This window comes from Sandarakinorhabdus sp. (assembly GCF_040398645.1).
Lineage (GTDB): Bacteria > Pseudomonadota > Alphaproteobacteria > Sphingomonadales > Sphingomonadaceae > Sandarakinorhabdus.
The window spans coordinates 1-17,207 of record NZ_JBBATR010000050.1 but is presented as its reverse complement, the minus strand read 5'-3'; the positions used below and the strand labels follow the sequence as shown (position 1 = coordinate 17,207).

Sequence of the window (17,207 nt, the reverse complement as noted above, 5' to 3'; positions counted from 1 at the left end):
ACGATCCGGTCCAGCATCGCCAGCGCCTCGGCGCGCGGGCGCTGGAAGGTGTTGCGGCCGATGATGCTGCCGTTGCCGCCGCCATCGCGAATGGCAATGGCATCATCATACACGGCATCGGCCCCCTTGGTGGCACCGCCCGAAAACACCACGATGCGGCGGCCATTGAAGCAGCTTTTCACCACGTGCGCGACCCGCGTCGATTGCGCCGACCAGTCGTGGCCAGCATAGGCCGGCTTCGCCTCCTTCTGCTCGATATGCGCCGTCGGCAGCTTGACCTTGATGATGTGCGCGCCGGCCAGCGCCGCCATGTGCGCCGCATAAGCGCCGACATCCAGCGCGAGTTCGCCATCCTTGGAAATCATGCCGCCGCGCGGATAGCTCCAGATCACCGTGGCGATGCCGACAGATTTGGCTTCCTGCGACAGCTCGCGGATTTCCTCCATCAGATCGAAAATACCGTCCGAACCCGGATAGATCGTGAAGCCGATGGCGCTGCAGCCCAGCCGCAGCGCATCGTCAACGGTGCCGGTAACGGCCTGGTCGATGCTCGTCGCCCAGCTGTTCGAGCTGTTGACCTTCAGGATGGTCGGGATCTGTCCGGCAAACGTGTCCGCTCCGGCCTCGATCATGCCCAGCGGCGCAGCATAGGCCGACAGCCCGGCATCGATGGCGAGCTGAAAATGATAGTGCGGATCATAGGCATCGGGATTGGGCGCAAAGCTGCGCGCCGGGCCGTGTTCAAAGCCCTGATCGACCGGCAGGATCACCATCTTGCCGGTGCCGCCGAGCCGACCCTGCATCAGCATCCGCGCCAGATTGGCCTTGGTGCCGGGATTGTCGCTTTCGTAATTGGCCAAAATTGCTTTGACGGTCGGTGTGATCGACATAAATCCCCCTCAGGTTTGAAGTGCAACAACGCCCGGCAATGGCTTGCCTTCCATCCACTCCAGGAACGCGCCGCCTGCCGTGGAAATGAAACTGAATTCGCCGGTCACGCCGGCATGCGCCAGGGCAGCGACCGTGTCACCGCCGCCAGCAACGGTCAGCAGTGTACCGCCTTGCGTCAGCGCGCCGGCAATCCGCGCCAGCGCCACGGTGGCAGCATCGAATGGCACCAGCTCAAACGCGCCCATCGGGCCATTCCACACGCAGGTTGCGCAGGTTTTCAAGGCATCGCCCAGCGCCTCGACGGCGGCAGGCCCGATATCCAGCACCATTTCATCATCGGCAATATCGTGGATATTGGCAATGCGGTGCGGCGCATTCGCTGCAAATTCGCGGGCAACCACAACATCATAGGGCAGATGGACGGTGCAGCCGCTGGTGGCGGCTCGCGCCATGATGTCCAACGCCGTGTCCTTCAGATCATGCTCGCACAGTGATTTGCCCACTGAAATGCCGCGCGCCGCCAAAAACGTGTTGGCCATGCCGCCGCCGATCATCAGATGATCAACCTGGCCCACCAGATTGGTGAGCACATCGATCTTGCTGGAGACTTTTGCGCCGCCGATCACCGCAGCCACCGGGCGCTTGGGCTCGCCCAGCGCCGCGGTCAACGCTTTCAGTTCGGCAGCCATGTTGCGCCCGGCATAGGCCGGCAGCACCCGGGCCAGGCCTTCGGTGCTGGCATGGGCGCGGTGGGCGGCCGAAAACGCATCGTTCACATAATAATCACCCAGTGCCGCCAGCGCCGCCACAAACGCCGGATCATTGGCTTCCTCACCGGCATGAAAGCGGGTATTTTCCAGCACGGCGATACCGCCAGCCGGCAAATCCGCCACGCCGGCAGCAGCCTGCTCGCCCACGCAATCGCCGATGAACACCACGGGACGCCCCAGCACATCGGCAAGCGCCGCTGCAATCGGCGCCAGGCTGTTTTGGGTATCACGCTGCTTTGGCCGCCCGAAATGCGACAGGACCAGCACCTTGGCCCCGGCATCCGCCAGCGCCGCGATGGTCGCCACCGCCGCCCGCAGCCGTGTGGCGTCGGTAACGGTGCGCACGCCGTCTGGCCCGGTGGCCACCGGCACATTCAGATCTGCCCGCACCAGCACAGCCTTGCCGGCCAGTGCCGGCATGTCATCGATGGTGCGAAAGCCAGCCATTACAGGAATTTGCCCATCGCCACCGCCGTGTCGGCCATGCGGTTGGAGAAACCCCATTCATTGTCATACCAAGACAACACGCGCACCAGATTGCCGCCGATCACCGCGGTTTCCAGGCTATCGACAGTGGACGACGCCGGGCTATGATTGAAATCGATCGACACCAGCGGTTCAACGGTAAAGTCCAGCACACCCTTAAGCTCGCCGTTCGCGGCCGCTTGCAGCGCAGCATTCACTTCGTCCCGGGTGACGCTGCGGCCGGCTTCGAAGGTCAGATCGATCACCGACACATTGGGCGTCGGCACGCGAATGGCAGCGCCATCCAGCTTGCCCTTTAGCTGCGGCAACACTTCGGCCACGGCCCGCGCCGCGCCGGTGGTGGTGGGGATCATCGACAGGCCGGCTGCCCGCGCCCGGCGCGGATCATCGTGGATCTGATCCAGGATTTTCTGATCGTTGGTATAGGCATGCACCGTCGTCATCAGGCCCTTCACAATGCCGAATTCGCGGTCGAGCACCATGGCCACCGGCGCCAGGCAATTGGTGGTGCACGATGCGTTGGATACGATATTGTGATTGGCCGCCAGCGCGCTGTGGTTGACGCCATACACCACGGTAAGATCGACATTCTTGCCCGGCGCTGAAATCAGCACCTTCTTCGCGCCCGCCGCGATGTGCGCACCGGCCTTGGCCGCTTCGGTAAAAAATCCGGTACATTCCAGCGCGATATCCACAGCCATGGCAGCATGCGGCAGATTGGCGGGATCGCGCTGCGCCGTCACGGCAATGCGCTGGCCATTGACGATCATGGCATCGCCATCGACGCTCACGGTGCCGGGGAATGGCCCGTGCACGCTGTCACGCGCCAGCAGGCGGGCATTGGCTTCAGGCGATGCCAGATCGTTGATCGCCACCACCACGATATCGGTGCGGCCCGATTCGATGATGGCGCGCAGCACGTTACGCCCGATCCGACCAAAGCCGTTGATTGCCACTTTCAGCGCCATCTGCCCGTTCCTCTTTCCTGTGTTGGTCCGGCCGCGTTAACGGCCGAGTTTCTGCTTTATCTGCGCCGCGATTGCCGGCGCAGTGAGTCCAAATTCGGCATAAAGCTGCTCGGCCGGCGCTGACGCACCAAAATGATCGAGCCCGACGGTGATCCCGTCACTGCCAACATAGCGGTGCCAGCCCAGCGTGATGCCGGCCTCCACCGAAATCTTGAGCACGTCAGCCGGCAGCACATCGGCCCGGTAAGCGGGACCTTGCGCATCAAAGCGTTCCCAGCACGGCATCGACACGACATCGCAGCCAATGCCATCGGCCTCGAGCAGCGCCGCAGTCTCCAGCGCGATGCCAACTTCCGAACCCGTCGCGACGATCACCGCGGCTCGGTCTGCAACCGCAGCCTGCACCCGGTAGGCGCCCAGCGCGACCTTGTTCACCGCCGAACCGCTGCGCACCGGCACCAGATTCTGCCGGGACAACGCCAGCACCGACGGGGTGTTGCTGTCCGCCAGCGCGCAGGCCCACGCCTCGGCCGTTTCGATGGCATCACACGGCCGATACACACTCAGGCCGGGGATTGCGCGCAAGCTGACCAGATGCTCAACCGGCTGGTGGGTGGGACCATCTTCGCCGAGGCCGATGCTGTCATGGGTGAGGACATGCACAACCCGGATGCGCTGGATGGCGGCCATGCGGATGGCATTGCGCATATAATCGCTGAACACCAGGAATGTGCCGCCAAACGGCACCACACCGCCATGCAGCGCCATGCCGTTCATCGCGGCGGCCATGCCGAATTCGCGAATGCCATAATGCACATAGCGGCCAGCATAATCCGCGGCGTTGAACACCGCCTGCCCCTTGGCGCGGGTGTTGTTGGAACCGGTCAGATCCGCCGAGCCGCCAAGCAGATCGGGCAGCGCCGGCACCAGCACATCCAGCGCCATTTCACTAGCCTTGCGGCTGGCAACCTTGGGCGGATTAGCGGACAGGGCGGCCAGATAATCGTCCAGCACACCAGCCGAGGCCAGATCGCCGGCCATGGACGCGGTGAACTCTGCCGCGCGTGGATCGGCGGCAAGCCGCGCTTCCCACGCCGCACGGGCTGCCGCGCCTGGGGTGCCCAGCGCTTCCCACCAGGCCTTGATGTCAGCGGGGATTTCGAATGGGCCATAGTCCCAGCCCAGCGCGGCCTTGGCGCCTTCGATTTCCTTGGCGCCCAGCGCGCTGCCATGCACGCCGCTGGTGCCGGCCTTCGTGGGCGCACCCTTGCCGATGGTGGTGTGCGCGGCAATCAGGCTGGGGCGCGGATCAGCTGCGGCGGCGGTCAATGCGGCGTCAATACTGGCCACATCATGGCCATCACAGGACACCACATGCCACCCAGCGGACACGAACCGTCCCGCCATGTCCTCAGAACTGGACAGGCTGACAGGGCCATCGATCGAAATGCGGTTGTCATCCCAAATCACATTCAACTGGCCCAGCTTCAGATGCCCGGCCAGGCTGATGGCTTCCTGCGAAATCCCTTCCATCAGGCAGCCGTCGCCAGCAATCACCCAGGTGCGGTGACCGACCAGCGCATCGCCAAAGCGCGCATTCAAATGGCGTTCGGCCATGGCCATGCCCACCGCCATCGCCAGACCCTGGCCCAGCGGCCCGGTGGTGCATTCCACGCCAGGAATTTCAGTGCTTTCCGGGTGACCGGCACAGGGCGAGTGCAATTGGCGGAAATTGCGAATGTCGGCCATTGTCGGGCTGGCATAGCCGGTCAGATGCAGCAGCGCATAAATCAGCATCGATCCATGGCCGGCCGACAACACGAACCGGTCCCGATCCGGCCAGCGCGGCGCGGCGGGATCAAACTTCAAATGCTTCGAAAACAGCACGGTGGCCACATCCGCCATGCCCATCGGCATGCCGGGATGGCCGGAATTGGCCGCTTCGACAGCATCCATGGCAAGCGCCCGGATGGCATTGGCAGCGCGGGAAAGCTCGGTCATTGCAGCCATTCCTCAGGCCTTGCCGCGCCGCATTTTTCGCAAAAACGCCGCCGGCAAGCCGAAATTGAAAATCTGCCTGCGGCTTTGGCCGAAGCGCCAAGGCCGCGTCAACCATTAGCTGCACTGCGGCACGGTGACAGTATGGATTTGCCGGCAATGGCTGGCGCACGAACCAACAAGCCGGCTTGACCGTTCCTAACCCACGGCCTTATCAATGTGGCACAACGCGCTGATGCATAAGGGAGCAAGGCAATTTCCGAACTGGCTGATCTGCTTGCCCGCGCTGACGCTGCCCTGGCGGTGATCGAACAGCGCCGCAGCACCGATGCGGCAGCCAATGCAGCAGCAAACGCGCGACTGGCCAGCATCGAAGCCGCAGCTGCGCAAACACTGGCCGCGCTCGATCTGCTGCTGGCCGGCAAAAGCTGAACGGATGGCCCAGGTCTCGATCAACATAAACGGCCACAATTACCGCATTGCCGCGCGCGACGGTGATGAAGCCCGCATCGAAAAACTCGGCGCCGATCTGGCGGCCCGCGCCAACCGGCTGACCAAATCGCTGGGCGTGGTATCCGAAGCGCAAACCCTGGCCATGGTGGCGTTGATGCTGGCTGACGAACTTGCCGATGCCCGCGCCGGTGTCGCACCCGCCGTCGCTGACGCCAACGCAAGCGCTGCAACCGCCACCGCCCTCGATCTGGCCCAGCTGCGCGGCATCGTTGAACGACTGGAAGCGATCAGCCGTAGCTGAAGGCGCCACGCGGCCCTTGAGCCTGGGCCAGCAAACGCCTATGTTACACCCGGCGGGCACTGCCCGGTACGCGCAAGCAAGCATCCCTGAGGCGATAATCATCCTATCGGGGGCTGGCACTGGATGGACCCTGGTCTGTCACACCTGGCTCCCACCTGACGTTCTGGCGTCAGAGGATCTTCAAGTCCAACGGCCCATGGTGGTCCCGCCAACCCCCTTCAAATGCTGCTTAATTCCAAGAAAGCCATAAGGTTGACCAAGTCCGATCTGCGCCGCGAGTTCCGTGCTGCCCGCCGGGCCTTTGTTGCCGGCGTCGATAGCACTCGCCGCACGGGCCTTGAACAGGCACTGGCCGATCAGGTCGCGCCAATGCTGCAAGCTGTTGTGATCGTTGGAAGCTATGCAGCTGTGGCCGACGAAATCGATCCCGCGTGGATCGAGAAGCGCGTCGGCAGCCATGCATTTCCGCGCGTGTCCGGCTCCGATATCAGCTATCATGCTGCCCGACGGCACGATTTGCGGCCCGGTTTTCAAGGCATCCCCGAGCCGCCTGCAACGACGCCGCTGGTCGAACCCGATCTTCTGTTGGTGCCATTGATCGCCGTTACGCTGAGCGGTGTGCGGCTGGGCCAGGGCCGCGGCTATTATGATCGGGCGCTGGCGGGCTTGCACGCCGCCGCCGTGCAGCGCGACCGGCCGCTGCTGGCCATCGGCGTGGCATGGGAATGCCAGATTGCAGCCTGCTTGCCGGCTGATCCGTGGGACATGCCGCTTGACATGATCGCGACACCTGAGCGGCTGGTCGATTGCCGCAAACCACGATAAAGCGCGCTCCATGCAACTTGCACCGCACCGCATCCCCCCCGAACCCAGCTGGCGCAAGCCAGCCGGCATGATTGGCATGATCCTGTATATCGCCGTTTATGCGCTGATCATCGCCGTGTTGGCTGATTTCATCATCGGCTGGCCAAAGCTGTTGCAGGCCGCGGCCTATCTGGTGGCGGGCATCGCCTGGATTGCCCCCCTAAAGCCGTTATTCCTGTGGATGAACACCGGAAAATGGCGAACAAAATGAAGCCTTTATCGCCAGAAGCCTGCCAGACCATGGCCGATGTGCGCGCCGGTGTGGACGCGCTCGATCTGGAATTGGTGGCGCTGCTTGGCCGCCGCTTTGGCTATATGGATGCCGCCGCGCGCATCAAGGTGCAGCGCGGCGAGGTGCGTGATGAAGCCCGCAAGGCGCAAGTGATTGCCAATGCGGCATCTGCTGCGGCGGCCGCCGGCCTGCCCGATGGTATGGCAGCAGCGCTGTGGGAAACACTGGTCGAAGCATCAATTTCCCACGAACTTGGTCAGTGGGACGCATTGCACGCTCGGCAAGGCTGATGCCGTCCACGGAAGCCATTGTTCGCCTTGCGGTGTTTGGCGGCGTGCTGGCAGCCATGCTGATCTGGGAAGAAATCGCACCGCGCCGGCATCCGGCTGCGGGACGCGGCCGGCGGCGGCTGAACAATACGGCACTGTTGGTCGTGGGCACAGCGGCGGTGCGGCTGGCGCTTCCCGTGCTGGCCACCGGCGCGGCGCTGTGGGCGCAGGCGCAAGGGTTTGGCCTGCTCAATGCCGTTCCGCTGCCGGCGATCGTGGCGGTACCGGCTGCGGTCGTGCTGCTCGATCTGGGGATTTATTGGCAGCACCGGCTGCTTCATGCCGTTCCGCTGCTGTGGCGGCTGCACCGCGTTCACCATACCGATCCCGATTTCGACGTGACCACGGCGCTGCGCTTCCATCCGCTGGAGATGGCGGTTTCGCTGCTGTTCAAGCTGGCAATGGTATTGGCGATCGGCGCGTCGCCGCTGGCCGTATTGCTGTTCGAAATCATCCTGTCTGCCGCGGCGATGTTCAGTCACGGCAATGTCGGCCTGCCGGCCTGGCTGGAGCGCCGCATATCCCCGATCATCATCACACCCGATCTGCATCGGGTGCACCATTCACTGCAACCATCGGAACAGGCGCATAATTTCGGATTTTTCCTGGCGGTGTGGGATCGCTGGTTCGGCACATTACAGGCGCAGCCGCAGGGCGGGCACGCTGCCATGGCCATTGGCCAGCCCAGCTTTCGCGGCCCCGATGATCAGCGGTTGGACCGGCTGCTGCTGCAACCGCTTCAATCAGAACAATAAGGTCCACAGCGGCGGCGGGATGGCCACTCCTGTCATGCAGCAGTGGCGCGAGTGACGGGACTTGAACCCGCGACCTTCGGCGTGACAGGCCGACGCTCTAACCAACTGAGCTACACCCGCTTGCGCTGTGGAAGGGCGGCAATATGGGCGCGGCGCTGCGGTGTCAAGCAGTGATTGCCTGCCTAACCTGCGCCTATTGCAGGCAGCGCGTTATCGGCTAATTGGGGCCATGGACAGCACTGCACCCTCCCCCGAAACAGGAAGCGACCCGGCGGCGGCGCCAAACCCGCAGCGCGCCGTCACCAGCCTTGTGGCACTGCTTCAGCTGGAACAGCTGGAATCAGACCGGTTCCGCGGCCAGTCCACCAACGAAGGCTGGATACGCGTGTATGGCGGCCAGGTGGTGGCGCAGGCGCTGATGGCGGCCAGTCACACCGTCGCGGCCGATCGCCTGTGCCACAGCCTGCATTGCTATTTCATCCGGCCCGGCGATCCGGCCGACCCGATCATCTACAAGGTGGAGCGCGACCGCGACGGTGCCGGCTTTACCACCCGGCGCGTGATTGCCCTCCAGAAAGGCCGGCCGATCTTCAACATGGCCACCAGCTTCCAGATCAGCGAGCCCGGCCTTGAACATGCCGTGGCGCCGTCCGCAGATGTGCCGCATCCAGAAACGCTGGAAAGCGAAGCCGATTGGGCACGGCGCAATGCCCCGGGTGCGCCGGAGCCATGGCGCACCCTGTGGCAAACACGGGACCGGCCGCTGGACGTCCGCGCGGTGGAGCAGGATGATTTCTTTGCGCCCACTGCGCGCGCGCCGCAGCAGCGGCACTGGGTGCGGCTGGCGGCGCCCCTGACGCCTGAGCAAGCCGCCGATCCGGTGTTGCAACGCTGCCTGTTTGCCTATGCCAGCGACATGACACTGCTGGACACCTGCCTCAATCCGCACGCCATCAGCTGGGCCAATCCGGCGCTGCAATCGGCCAGCCTGGATCACGCCATCTGGTTCAACGACACACCCAATCTGAATGACTGGAATTTGTTCGACCAGGATTCGCCGATGGCCGGCGGTGGGCGCGGCATCAACCGGGCGATTGTGCACGATATCAACGGCCGCCCAGTGGCCTGCGTCATGCAGGAAGGCCTGATTCGCGTCCGCCGGCCGTAATCATTTCACGTTGCCGCCGGCCTTGATCAGGTCGCCGGCGTAAACATAATTGCCGACATGCGCCAATTTGACGAACGGCTGCGCATGCACGGAGCCGCCGTGCCGCCGCCACAGCGCGCAGAAATGATAATCCTCCGACAACAGCGCGCCGGTTTCATCGATGCTGGTCGCGAAAAATTCATGGGTCAGCGGCTTCAGATATTCGCCGGTGGCCGCATCGCGCATGGTTGAAACCCGGTAGCTGGGCACGTGCGGCTGCAACGTTTCAAACACCCGGCGGTTGATCATCATGAACCCAGTGCCGCCATGGCGCACCTCGATCCGGCCGCGCGCGTCCGGCTGCGCAGCATTTTCATCGAGCAGATTGAACACGAAGCTGCCGGCATAATCCTGCAGGCCGGTCTGGCCAGCAGCAGCGGCGCGCTCCACACGCGGCCAATCCAGCTCACGCTTGGGGGCGATGCCACACACAATATCGGCATCGGCCGCCAGCAGCGCCGCAACAGCATCGCCATCGAACACCATATCGGCATCGATGAACATCAAATGGCTGTAATCGCTGGCCAGAAACAGCCGCGCCAGCTCGTTGCGGGCACGGGTGATCAGGCTTTCGTTGGACAAATGGCACCAGTAAAGCGGTATGCCGCGCGCCTGCATGCTGCCAATCGTTTGCAGCAGGCCTTCCACATATTGCACCGTGCACAGGCCGCCATAAAGCGGCGATGCAATCATGACGCTGGGCTTCACCGCAATATCTCCGCACCCTGCGGGCTAGGCAACGGCACCCGCCCGCCCGCACTAACGGCCCGGCGCGGATATTGCCAGCAATGCGGCGCCCGCTCTACCGAAACCGGTCAGCGGCAAGATTGGCAGCGATGGTGCGTTCCAGATCATCAACCTCAGCCATCAGGCGGTTGTGGCTGCGGCCTGCTTCGGCATGGGCGGCACGCAGGCGATTGTGGCGGGTGCGCGTCGCCGCATCATGGCCATGTGCAATGACATTGCGGTCATGATCACGCAATTCACTGCCGTGCTGATCAAAGCTGGTGTCGTGACGGCGCAGCGCCGCTGCAACCGCCTCCAGGCGGCGCGCGGCAGCCATGTGCTGGGCATTCCAGCGCGCCTGGTCGTCGATCCAGCTGCGATGCTCCACCGCAAGTTGCGGATTGGCCGGCGGCGCGGCAGCCGTGACCGGAACGGCGGCCAGAAGCAGAATGACGATGGCTGGGGACATGGCGACTGGTGAGCCTTTATAAGATTGCCTTATTGTAATGTTCGGCGCGAAATATGCAAGATGTGGCCTCAGCAAATGTCGCCGTGCCTTGTTCGATAGGCGCAATGGCGTATCGTGGTGTGGAACCGATCCGGAGACACACGATGGCCACGCTCACCCGCCCTGACGGCACGCTAGACGACGATCTCAACCTGTCCCGCCGCGCAGTGATGGTCGCGGCCGGTTATGCCGCCTTTGATGTGGGCGCCAATGCGCAGCCGATCACCACGCCCGCCGATGGGCTGGTGACGGGCTGGGAAACCCTGCCCGGCGGCCTGCCCGCCTTCGTCGCTCGCCCGACAGGAACAGGAAAACACCCCGCCGTGATCGTGGTGAACGAGATTTTCGGCGTCCACGAATGGATCAAGGATGTCTGCCGCCGCTTTGCCAAAGCCGGCTATGTCGCGGTGGCGCCGGAATATTTCTTCCGCGGCGATCCAGACAAGACGCTGGCCAAGCTGACCGACTTCACCGCCATCCGCGCCATCGTCGCCAAGGCCGGCAACGAACAGGTGATGGGCGACACCAAGACCACGCTCGACTGGCTGGGCACCCAGGGCTTCGTGAACGGGAAAAAGCTAGGCATCACCGGCTTCTGCTGGGGCGGCGCCGTCACCTGGATGGCCGCTGCACGTTTTACTGAACTGAAGGCCGGCGGCGCATGGTATGGCCGCCTGAAAGGCGAACCCGGCCCGGAAAACCGCCGCTGGCCCTTCGACGTCGCCGACGATCTGAAAGCCCCGGTGCTCGGCCTCTATGGCGCGCTCGACAAGGGCATCCCGGTGGCGGACGTGGAGGCGATGCAGACGGCGCTGAAAGGATCAAAGAGCAGCATAATGCTGTATCCGGATGCCGATCACGGTTTTCTGGCGGATTACCGCCCCAGCTACAATGCGGCCGCCGGCAAGGATGCGTGGGGCAAGCTGTTGGCGCATTTCAAGGCCAACGGGGTGTGATTACCAAAGCCAAAACTTTCGTCATTTGAGCGGCGATTGGGCCTTATTGGCGGGATAACGCGGCTCGCCTATAATGATGGGTTGCTGCGCGCAGTGTCCATTGGTGCAATGCCCATCCGCCTCTTGGCTGTCGGCGTCTCGCTTGTCGTCGCCGGTTTTGCGGCGGGTTGGCTGCTCGCCGAAGCGCGTGCGGTCCTGCCGGCCCACGGCGAGGCTCTCGCCATATCCGCATCGCGCCTGATGGCGCAGCCGAAGAAGTTCGCCGGCCAGCGAGTGTTGTTGCGGGGGCGACTCAGCGAATGCCTCGGTTGGGAATGTGCGCTGTGCCCCGAAGCCGACGATCTAGGCCCATGCCTGCAACTGACATTCAGGCCGTTGCTGCCCGGCACCGGTTTTGGGAGTCAAGAACAAGAAGCGATATTCCGTTTTGCCAGCGTCGTACTGACCGCCACCTTCGATGCCACTTGCATCACAGACGGTGCCTGCCTCGACCGGCAAGTGGTGCTGCATGATACCGAAGTTGTTGAAGTCACACGCCGCCGGGCAAACGCCGAGGGCTTCTGGCGGGATACGGAGCAAACGCCCCTTATCCCTTACGACGGCGCGATGACGGCGCAGATACTATTTGCCCTGAAACAGGCCGGCGGATCCGCAGAGGCCCGCGTCTTCACCACCGGCCTGCCAAACCCGGTTTATGTCACCTGCACCTCGGGACCATTCGACGATAGCGACCCGGGCAAGTGGCCGGCAACGCTGGCGGCTGCACTGCGCGCATCCAGCAATGCCGACTGGTTCCACTGCCAGGAGGTGCGGCGTGTGGATGGCAGTTTTGTTGTCCAAATTCCAGAATAGGCCGCCGATACCATGGATGGTCGTTTGCCTATGTGAACGATCGCCTTGGACTTGATACATCAATCAAGCGGCAGCCCGTCTCCTCAAAACCCCACGAACCGCGCCGCCTCGTCCACGCTCTTGCGCTCCGACACCACGGCGTTCGCCGGGAAACTGTCGTCCGGCCAGCCGATCGCGATCGCCTTCATGATCACCTGATCATCCGCAATACCGGCATGTTCGCGCACCACCGGCGATTGCATGATGCCCTGGCTGTTGATCACCGCACCCAGCCCGCGTGACCAAGCGGCGTTGACCAGCGCGGTGGAGACGGCGCCGCAATCGAACGGCGTGTCGTCACTGCCGGACAGGACCTTGTCGTAGGTGATGATCACGCACACGGGCGCGTCAAACTGCCGAAAACCGCGCAGCACCCAGTCCATGCGCGCCGGAGCATCATCGCGGGCGATGCCCATGGCGCTGAAGAGTTGTTTGGCCACGCCGATCTGGCGTTCGCGGTGGACGCCTTCAAAGGCGGTGCCGGTGCGAAATTCACGGCTGTGCGGCACGCCGGCGATGTTGCGTTCGGTGTTGCCGGCGCGGATGCGATCGAGCGGTTCGCCGGTCACCACGGTGAAATTCCACGGCTGCGTGTTCATCGATGACGGTGAGCGCATGGCTAGGGCGAGGATTTCCTTGATCAGCGCCAGCGGCACCGGATCAGGCTTGAAACCCCGCGCGCTGCGGCGGCCTGTCACCACTTCGTCATATGTCAGCATTGCCCTGCCTTCTCTGCGATTGCCTGCCCGGCGGCATGTCCGCTCGCCCAGGCCCACTGGAAATTATACCCGCCCAGCCAACCGGTGACGTCCACTGCTTCGCCGATGGCGTAAAGCCCCAAATTCTGACTGCTCAAATGATTGGTCGCCCCAGTGGCTTCCATCGTGCGCGACGAAAGCCCGGCCGTATCGATGCCGCCGGCCGTCACTTCGGCCTTGGCGAAACCCTCGGTGCCATCGGGCCGAAAGCTCCAGCCCTTCAGCCGCTGCATCGCGGCATTGAGCACGCCATCCTTGTGATTGGCCATCTCGCCAGAAATGCCCAGCGCCTCGGCCAGCGCCGTCGCCAGCCTATCGGGCAACGCGCTGCCCAGCACGCTTTTCAGGCCAGCCTTGGGGCGTTGCCGCTTCATGTCGGTCAGCCAGTCCAGCGCGGCATCGGGCAGAAAATCCACCGATATCGCCTCGCCGTGCCGCCAGTAGCTCGACGCCTGCAGCATGGCCGGGCCAGACAGACCGCGGTGGGTGAACAGCGCCGCCTCCCGAAACGCCGCCTTGCCGGCCTTGACCGCAACCTCGGCCGCCACCCCCGCCAGCTCCCGAAACAGGCTTTCGGCGCCCGGCAGCGTGAATGGTACCAGCGCCGGGCGCGGCGGGATGATCTTCAGGCCAAATTGCTTGCCGAGCTGATACGCAAAACCCGTCGCACCCAGCTTGGGAATCGCGGGCCCGCCGGTGGCGATCACCAGATTTGGCGCCGAGAAACTGCCGGCTGTGGTGGCCACCGTGAACAGGCCATCGGCATGGTTGACCGCAGTAATGGCCGCGCCGAACGCGAAATCGACATGGGCCGCAGCGCATTCGTCCATCAGCATCGCCACGATCTGCCGGGCCGAACCATCGCAAAACAACTGGCCCAAGGTCTTTTCATGGTAAGCAATGCCGTGCTTCTGCACCAGCGCCACAAAATCCGCCGGCGTGTAGCGCGACAGCGCCGAGCGTGCGAAATGCTTGTTTTCACTGAGATACCGGTCCGGCACCGCACCAATATTGGTGAAATTGCAACGTCCGCCGCCGGAAATCAGGATTTTCTTGCCGGGTTCGGCATTGTGATCGATCACCAACGTCCGCGCACCGCCCAGCCCGGCGGTTGCCGCACAAAACAAGCCAGCGCCGCCGGCGCCCAATATGATCGCATCAAGTTGCATGGCAGGGCCGTAGCGGGCGGCGCGGGCCAAGGGAAGGCGCAGCCCTGACGCGGGGCCCTGGCGTCAAGTCGAAGCAAAGCCATTTGCAATGCTGCAGCCGCGCGCTATACGAACGGCCGTCCGCAATGCGGGACGACAGAACTGGTGCGGGGCAGTAGCTCAGATGGGAGAGCGCAGCAATCGCACTGCTGAGGTCAGGGGTTCGATCCCCCTCTGCTCCACCAGTTTTGCACCGCCGATCTGCAAGGTCCCCCGATCACCCCCGCGACTTGGTGCCGCTTGGCGCTCCCCGCACCGCGCGCTAGAGCAAAGTCGTGATCGCAACCTTCACCTACACCGTGCTGTCGATGACCCTGATCATCGCCGTTCGCTATCTTGCCGTGTCCGGCGGCTTTGCATGGCTGACGCGGCGGCGCGGCGTGCTGGCTGGCCCGGCCGATCCGGCGAAGCGTGATCGGCAAGTGAAAGATGAAATCCGCTGGTCGCTGATCTCGGCGTTCATCTATGCCGTGCCCGCCGGCCTCGCCATCGAATCCTGGCAGGGCCTGGGCTGGACGCAGATCATGGTCAGCGTCGATGGCCCGGTGCAGGCGCTGTGGTGGCCACTGTCCATCCTTGCCTATCTGTTCGCTCACGACACCTGGTTTTACTGGACGCACCGCTGGATGCACCAGCCGCGGCTGTTCAAGGCCGCGCACGCCGTGCACCACGCCAGCCGGCCGCCCACCGCCTGGGCCGCCATGAGCTTTCATCCGTGGGAGGCACTGTCGGGCGCGATCCTGATCCCGGCTCTGCTGTTCATTATCCCCATCCACATCGGCGCGCTGGGCATCGTCATGCTGGTGGCCACCATCATGGGCGTCACCAATCACATGGGCTGGGACATGTTCCCGAAATCCTGGGTGAACGGCTGGTTCGGCCGCCATTTCATCAGCGCCAGCCACCACGAAGCCCACCACCGCCATTACACCTGCAATTACGGCCTGTATTTCCGCTTCTGGGACAAGCTGTGCGGCACCGATCGCGGCCTTGCCAACTGGGCTCGCCAGGCCTAATCCTCAAACTTCCCCGGGGAGCCAGCGCGACTGGTTGAGAGTGGGCTTGATGGCCCTGACCCGCTGAACCTGATCCGGCTTGAACCGGCGGAGGGAGGGACGCAGCGCCAAAGGCAGCGCGCGCCGTTCCGTCCGAATTTTGCAAAGGACGCGCGCCATGGCCGATATCAACAGCAAGCTGGAAATGCCCGTCACCACCGGGCCGCTGCCCGGCAGCCGCAAAATCCATGTCGCCGGCAGCCTGTTTCCCGAACTCCGCATCGCCATGCGCGAAGTTGTCCTTGAACCATCGGCCAAGGAACCGCCGGTGCGCATCTACGACACGTCGGGCATCTACACCGACAGCAACGCCGTGATCGATATCGCCGCCGGCCTGCCGCCGCTGCGCACCGCCTGGATCGAAGCGCGCGGCGACGTCGAGCGTTATCTCGGCCGCGAAGTGAAGCCCGAAGACAATGGCATTTTTGGGGGCAAGAAACAGCCCGAAGTGCAGCAATTCCCCAATGTGAACGCGATGCCGTGGCGCGCCAAGAACTTCGGCTCTGGCACCAGCCCAGCTGTCACCCAGATCGCCTACGCAAGGCGCGGCATCATCACGGCCGAAATGGAATATGTCGCCATCCGCGAAAACATCGGCCGCGCGCAGCTGGCCGGGCACATCCGCGACGGCGAAGATTTCGGCGCCTCCATCCCCGATTATGTCACACCGGAATTCGTGCGCGACGAAATCGCCCGCGGCCGCGCCATCATCCCGTCCAACATCAACCATCCCGAAGCCGAACCGATGATTATCGGCCGCAACTTCCTCGTCAAGATCAACGCCAACATCGGCAACAGCGCCGTCGCCTCCTCCATCGCCGAAGAAGTCGAAAAAATGGTCTGGGCCACCCGCTGGGGCGCCGACAATGTCATGGACCTGAGCACCGGCCGCAACATCCACAACACCCGCGAATGGATATTGCGCAACAGCCCCGTGCCGATCGGCACCGTGCCCATCTACCAGGCGCTGGAAAAGGTGAACGGCGTCGCCGAAGACCTGAATTGGGAAGTGTACCGCGACACGCTGATCGAGCAGGCCGAACAGGGCGTCGATTATTTCACCATCCACGCCGGCGTGCGCCTCGCCTATGTGCCGATGACGGCCAATCGCGTGACGGGTATCGTCAGCCGCGGCGGCTCCATCCTCGCCAAATGGTGCCTGTCCCACCACAAGGAAAATTTCCTCTACACCCACTTCGAGGAAATCTGCGAGATCATGCGCGCCTATGACGTGTCGTTCAGCCTCGGCGACGGCCTGCGCCCCGGCTCCATCGCCGACGCCAACGACCGCGCGCAATTCGCCGAACTCGAAACCCTGGGCGAGCTCACCCAGATCGCGTGGAAGCATGATTGCCAGGTGATGATCGAAGGCCCCGGCCACGTGCCGATGCACAAGATCAAGGTCAACATGACCAAGCAGCTCGAAACCTGCGGTGAAGCCCCGTTCTACACGCTCGGGCCGCTGACCACCGATATCGCGCCCGGTTACGACCATATCACCAGCGGCATCGGCGCCGCGATGATCGGCTGGTTCGGCTGCGCCATGCTCTGCTACGTCACCCCCAAGGAACATCTCGGCCTGCCCGACCGCGACGATGTGAAGGTCGGCGTCATCACCTACAAACTCGCCGCCCACGCCGCCGATCTCGCCAAGGGCCACCCCGCCGCGCAACTGCGCGACGACGCACTCAGCCGCGCCCGCTTCGATTTCCGCTGGCGCGACCAGTTCAACCTGTCGCTCGATCCCGAAACCGCCCTGAAATACCACGACGAAACCCTGCCGGCCGAAGGCGCGAAAGTGGCGCATTTCTGCTCCATGTGCGGGCCGAAGTTCTGCAGCATGAAGATCAC

Annotated in this window: 19 protein-coding genes, 2 tRNA genes and 1 riboswitch; of the genes, 12 read left to right on the top strand and 9 right to left on the bottom strand. The window is 63.6% G+C overall.

The features are described 5' to 3' along the window. The 4 genes from ABWP50_RS10630 to tkt all read right to left on the bottom strand — a co-directional run. Positions 1-890, bottom strand: an 890-nt coding sequence (locus ABWP50_RS10630; RefSeq protein ID WP_353217962.1) for a class I fructose-bisphosphate aldolase, incomplete at its 3' end; no start/stop codon positions are given. 9 nt (positions 891-899) lie between these two features. Continuing rightward, entirely contained in the window at positions 900-2,108 is a 1,209-nt protein-coding gene (locus ABWP50_RS10625; protein WP_353217961.1) for a phosphoglycerate kinase, read from the bottom strand. Next, on the bottom strand, positions 2,108-3,115 hold the full coding sequence (gene gap / locus ABWP50_RS10620) for a type I glyceraldehyde-3-phosphate dehydrogenase (RefSeq protein WP_353217960.1): 1,008 nt from the start codon (positions 3,113-3,115) through the stop codon (positions 2,108-2,110). The genes ABWP50_RS10625 and gap overlap by 1 nt, the downstream gene beginning before the upstream one ends. A 36-nt stretch (positions 3,116-3,151) precedes the next feature. Further along, a complete protein-coding gene (tkt, locus tag ABWP50_RS10615) occupies positions 3,152-5,116 on the bottom strand; it encodes a transketolase (RefSeq protein WP_353217959.1) in 1,965 nt (654 codons plus the stop codon). 300 nt (positions 5,117-5,416) lie between these two features. Here tkt and ABWP50_RS10610 point away from each other — a divergent pair, with 300 nt between their 5' ends. From ABWP50_RS10610 to ABWP50_RS10585, 6 genes are all read left to right on the top strand, one after another. Further along, on the top strand, positions 5,417-5,545 hold the full coding sequence (locus ABWP50_RS10610) for a hypothetical protein (protein ID WP_353217958.1): 129 nt from the start codon (positions 5,417-5,419) through the stop codon (positions 5,543-5,545). 4 nt (positions 5,546-5,549) lie between these two features. Then, the gene (locus ABWP50_RS10605) at positions 5,550-5,867 is read left to right on the top strand and encodes a cell division protein ZapA (protein ID WP_353217957.1); all 318 of its coding nucleotides are present in this window, start codon (positions 5,550-5,552) and stop codon (positions 5,865-5,867) included. 222 nt (positions 5,868-6,089) lie between these two features. Next, positions 6,090-6,692, top strand: coding sequence for a 5-formyltetrahydrofolate cyclo-ligase (locus ABWP50_RS10600; protein WP_353217956.1), 603 nt, complete (start codon positions 6,090-6,092; stop codon positions 6,690-6,692). 10 nt (positions 6,693-6,702) lie between these two features. Beyond that, positions 6,703-6,942, top strand: coding sequence for a DUF2842 domain-containing protein (locus ABWP50_RS10595; protein ID WP_353217955.1), 240 nt, complete (start codon positions 6,703-6,705; stop codon positions 6,940-6,942). Continuing rightward, on the top strand, positions 6,939-7,253 hold the full coding sequence (locus tag ABWP50_RS10590) for a chorismate mutase (RefSeq protein WP_502951036.1): 315 nt from the start codon (positions 6,939-6,941) through the stop codon (positions 7,251-7,253). Before ABWP50_RS10595 ends, ABWP50_RS10590 begins: the two co-directional genes overlap by 4 nt. Then, positions 7,253-8,047: a sterol desaturase family protein gene (locus ABWP50_RS10585; RefSeq protein ID WP_353217953.1), complete on the top strand. Its 795-nt coding sequence runs from the start codon at positions 7,253-7,255 to the stop codon at positions 8,045-8,047. Before ABWP50_RS10590 ends, ABWP50_RS10585 begins: the two co-directional genes overlap by 1 nt. A gap of 43 nt (positions 8,048-8,090) precedes the next feature. On the opposite strand, the gene ABWP50_RS10580 is transcribed toward ABWP50_RS10585, so the two are convergent. Further along, positions 8,091-8,167 (bottom strand) — tRNA-Asp (locus ABWP50_RS10580). Between the two features lie 109 nt (positions 8,168-8,276). Here ABWP50_RS10580 and ABWP50_RS10575 point away from each other — a divergent pair. Continuing rightward, positions 8,277-9,215: an acyl-CoA thioesterase gene (locus ABWP50_RS10575; protein WP_353217952.1), complete on the top strand. Its 939-nt coding sequence runs from the start codon at positions 8,277-8,279 to the stop codon at positions 9,213-9,215. On the opposite strand, the gene ABWP50_RS10570 is transcribed toward ABWP50_RS10575, so the two are convergent. After that, positions 9,216-9,947 carry a hypothetical protein gene (locus ABWP50_RS10570; RefSeq protein WP_353217951.1) on the bottom strand — a complete coding sequence of 244 codons (732 nt, stop codon included), beginning with the start codon at positions 9,945-9,947 and terminating at the stop codon, positions 9,216-9,218. Between the two features lie 109 nt (positions 9,948-10,056). After that, a complete protein-coding gene (locus ABWP50_RS10565; protein ID WP_353217950.1) occupies positions 10,057-10,449 on the bottom strand; it encodes a hypothetical protein in 393 nt (130 codons plus the stop codon). A 143-nt stretch (positions 10,450-10,592) separates the two neighbouring features. On the opposite strand from ABWP50_RS10565, the gene ABWP50_RS10560 reads away from it, so the two are divergent. Both ABWP50_RS10560 and ABWP50_RS10555 read left to right on the top strand, forming a co-directional pair. Beyond that, positions 10,593-11,444, top strand: a complete 852-nt coding sequence (locus tag ABWP50_RS10560) for a dienelactone hydrolase family protein (protein WP_353217949.1) — start codon at positions 10,593-10,595, stop codon at positions 11,442-11,444. A 108-nt stretch (positions 11,445-11,552) separates the two neighbouring features. After that, entirely contained in the window at positions 11,553-12,296 is a 744-nt protein-coding gene (locus tag ABWP50_RS10555; RefSeq protein WP_353217948.1) for a hypothetical protein, read from the top strand. Positions 12,297-12,379: 83 nt separating this feature from the next. On the opposite strand, the gene ABWP50_RS10550 is transcribed toward ABWP50_RS10555, so the two are convergent. Beyond that, positions 12,380-13,054 (bottom strand): nitroreductase, encoded by a 675-nt coding sequence (locus tag ABWP50_RS10550; protein ID WP_353217947.1) that lies wholly within the window; start codon positions 13,052-13,054, stop codon positions 12,380-12,382. Further along, positions 13,048-14,262 carry a BaiN/RdsA family NAD(P)/FAD-dependent oxidoreductase gene (locus ABWP50_RS10545; RefSeq protein ID WP_353217964.1) on the bottom strand — a complete coding sequence of 405 codons (1,215 nt, stop codon included), beginning with the start codon at positions 14,260-14,262 and terminating at the stop codon, positions 13,048-13,050. Before ABWP50_RS10545 ends, ABWP50_RS10550 begins: the two co-directional genes overlap by 7 nt. Positions 14,263-14,410: 148 nt before the next feature. On the opposite strand from ABWP50_RS10545, the gene ABWP50_RS10540 reads away from it, so the two are divergent. The 3 genes from ABWP50_RS10540 to thiC form a co-directional block, all read left to right on the top strand. Beyond that, positions 14,411-14,486, top strand: a tRNA-Ala gene (locus ABWP50_RS10540). A 90-nt stretch (positions 14,487-14,576) separates the two neighbouring features. Next, on the top strand, positions 14,577-15,317 hold the full coding sequence (locus tag ABWP50_RS10535) for a sterol desaturase family protein (RefSeq protein ID WP_502951035.1): 741 nt from the start codon (positions 14,577-14,579) through the stop codon (positions 15,315-15,317). Between the two features lie 4 nt (positions 15,318-15,321). Beyond that, a riboswitch (TPP riboswitch) is annotated at positions 15,322-15,430 on the top strand. A 44-nt stretch (positions 15,431-15,474) separates the two neighbouring features. Further along, the coding region (thiC, locus tag ABWP50_RS10530) for a phosphomethylpyrimidine synthase ThiC (RefSeq protein WP_353217946.1) at positions 15,475-17,207 on the top strand (1,733 nt) is incomplete at its 3' end.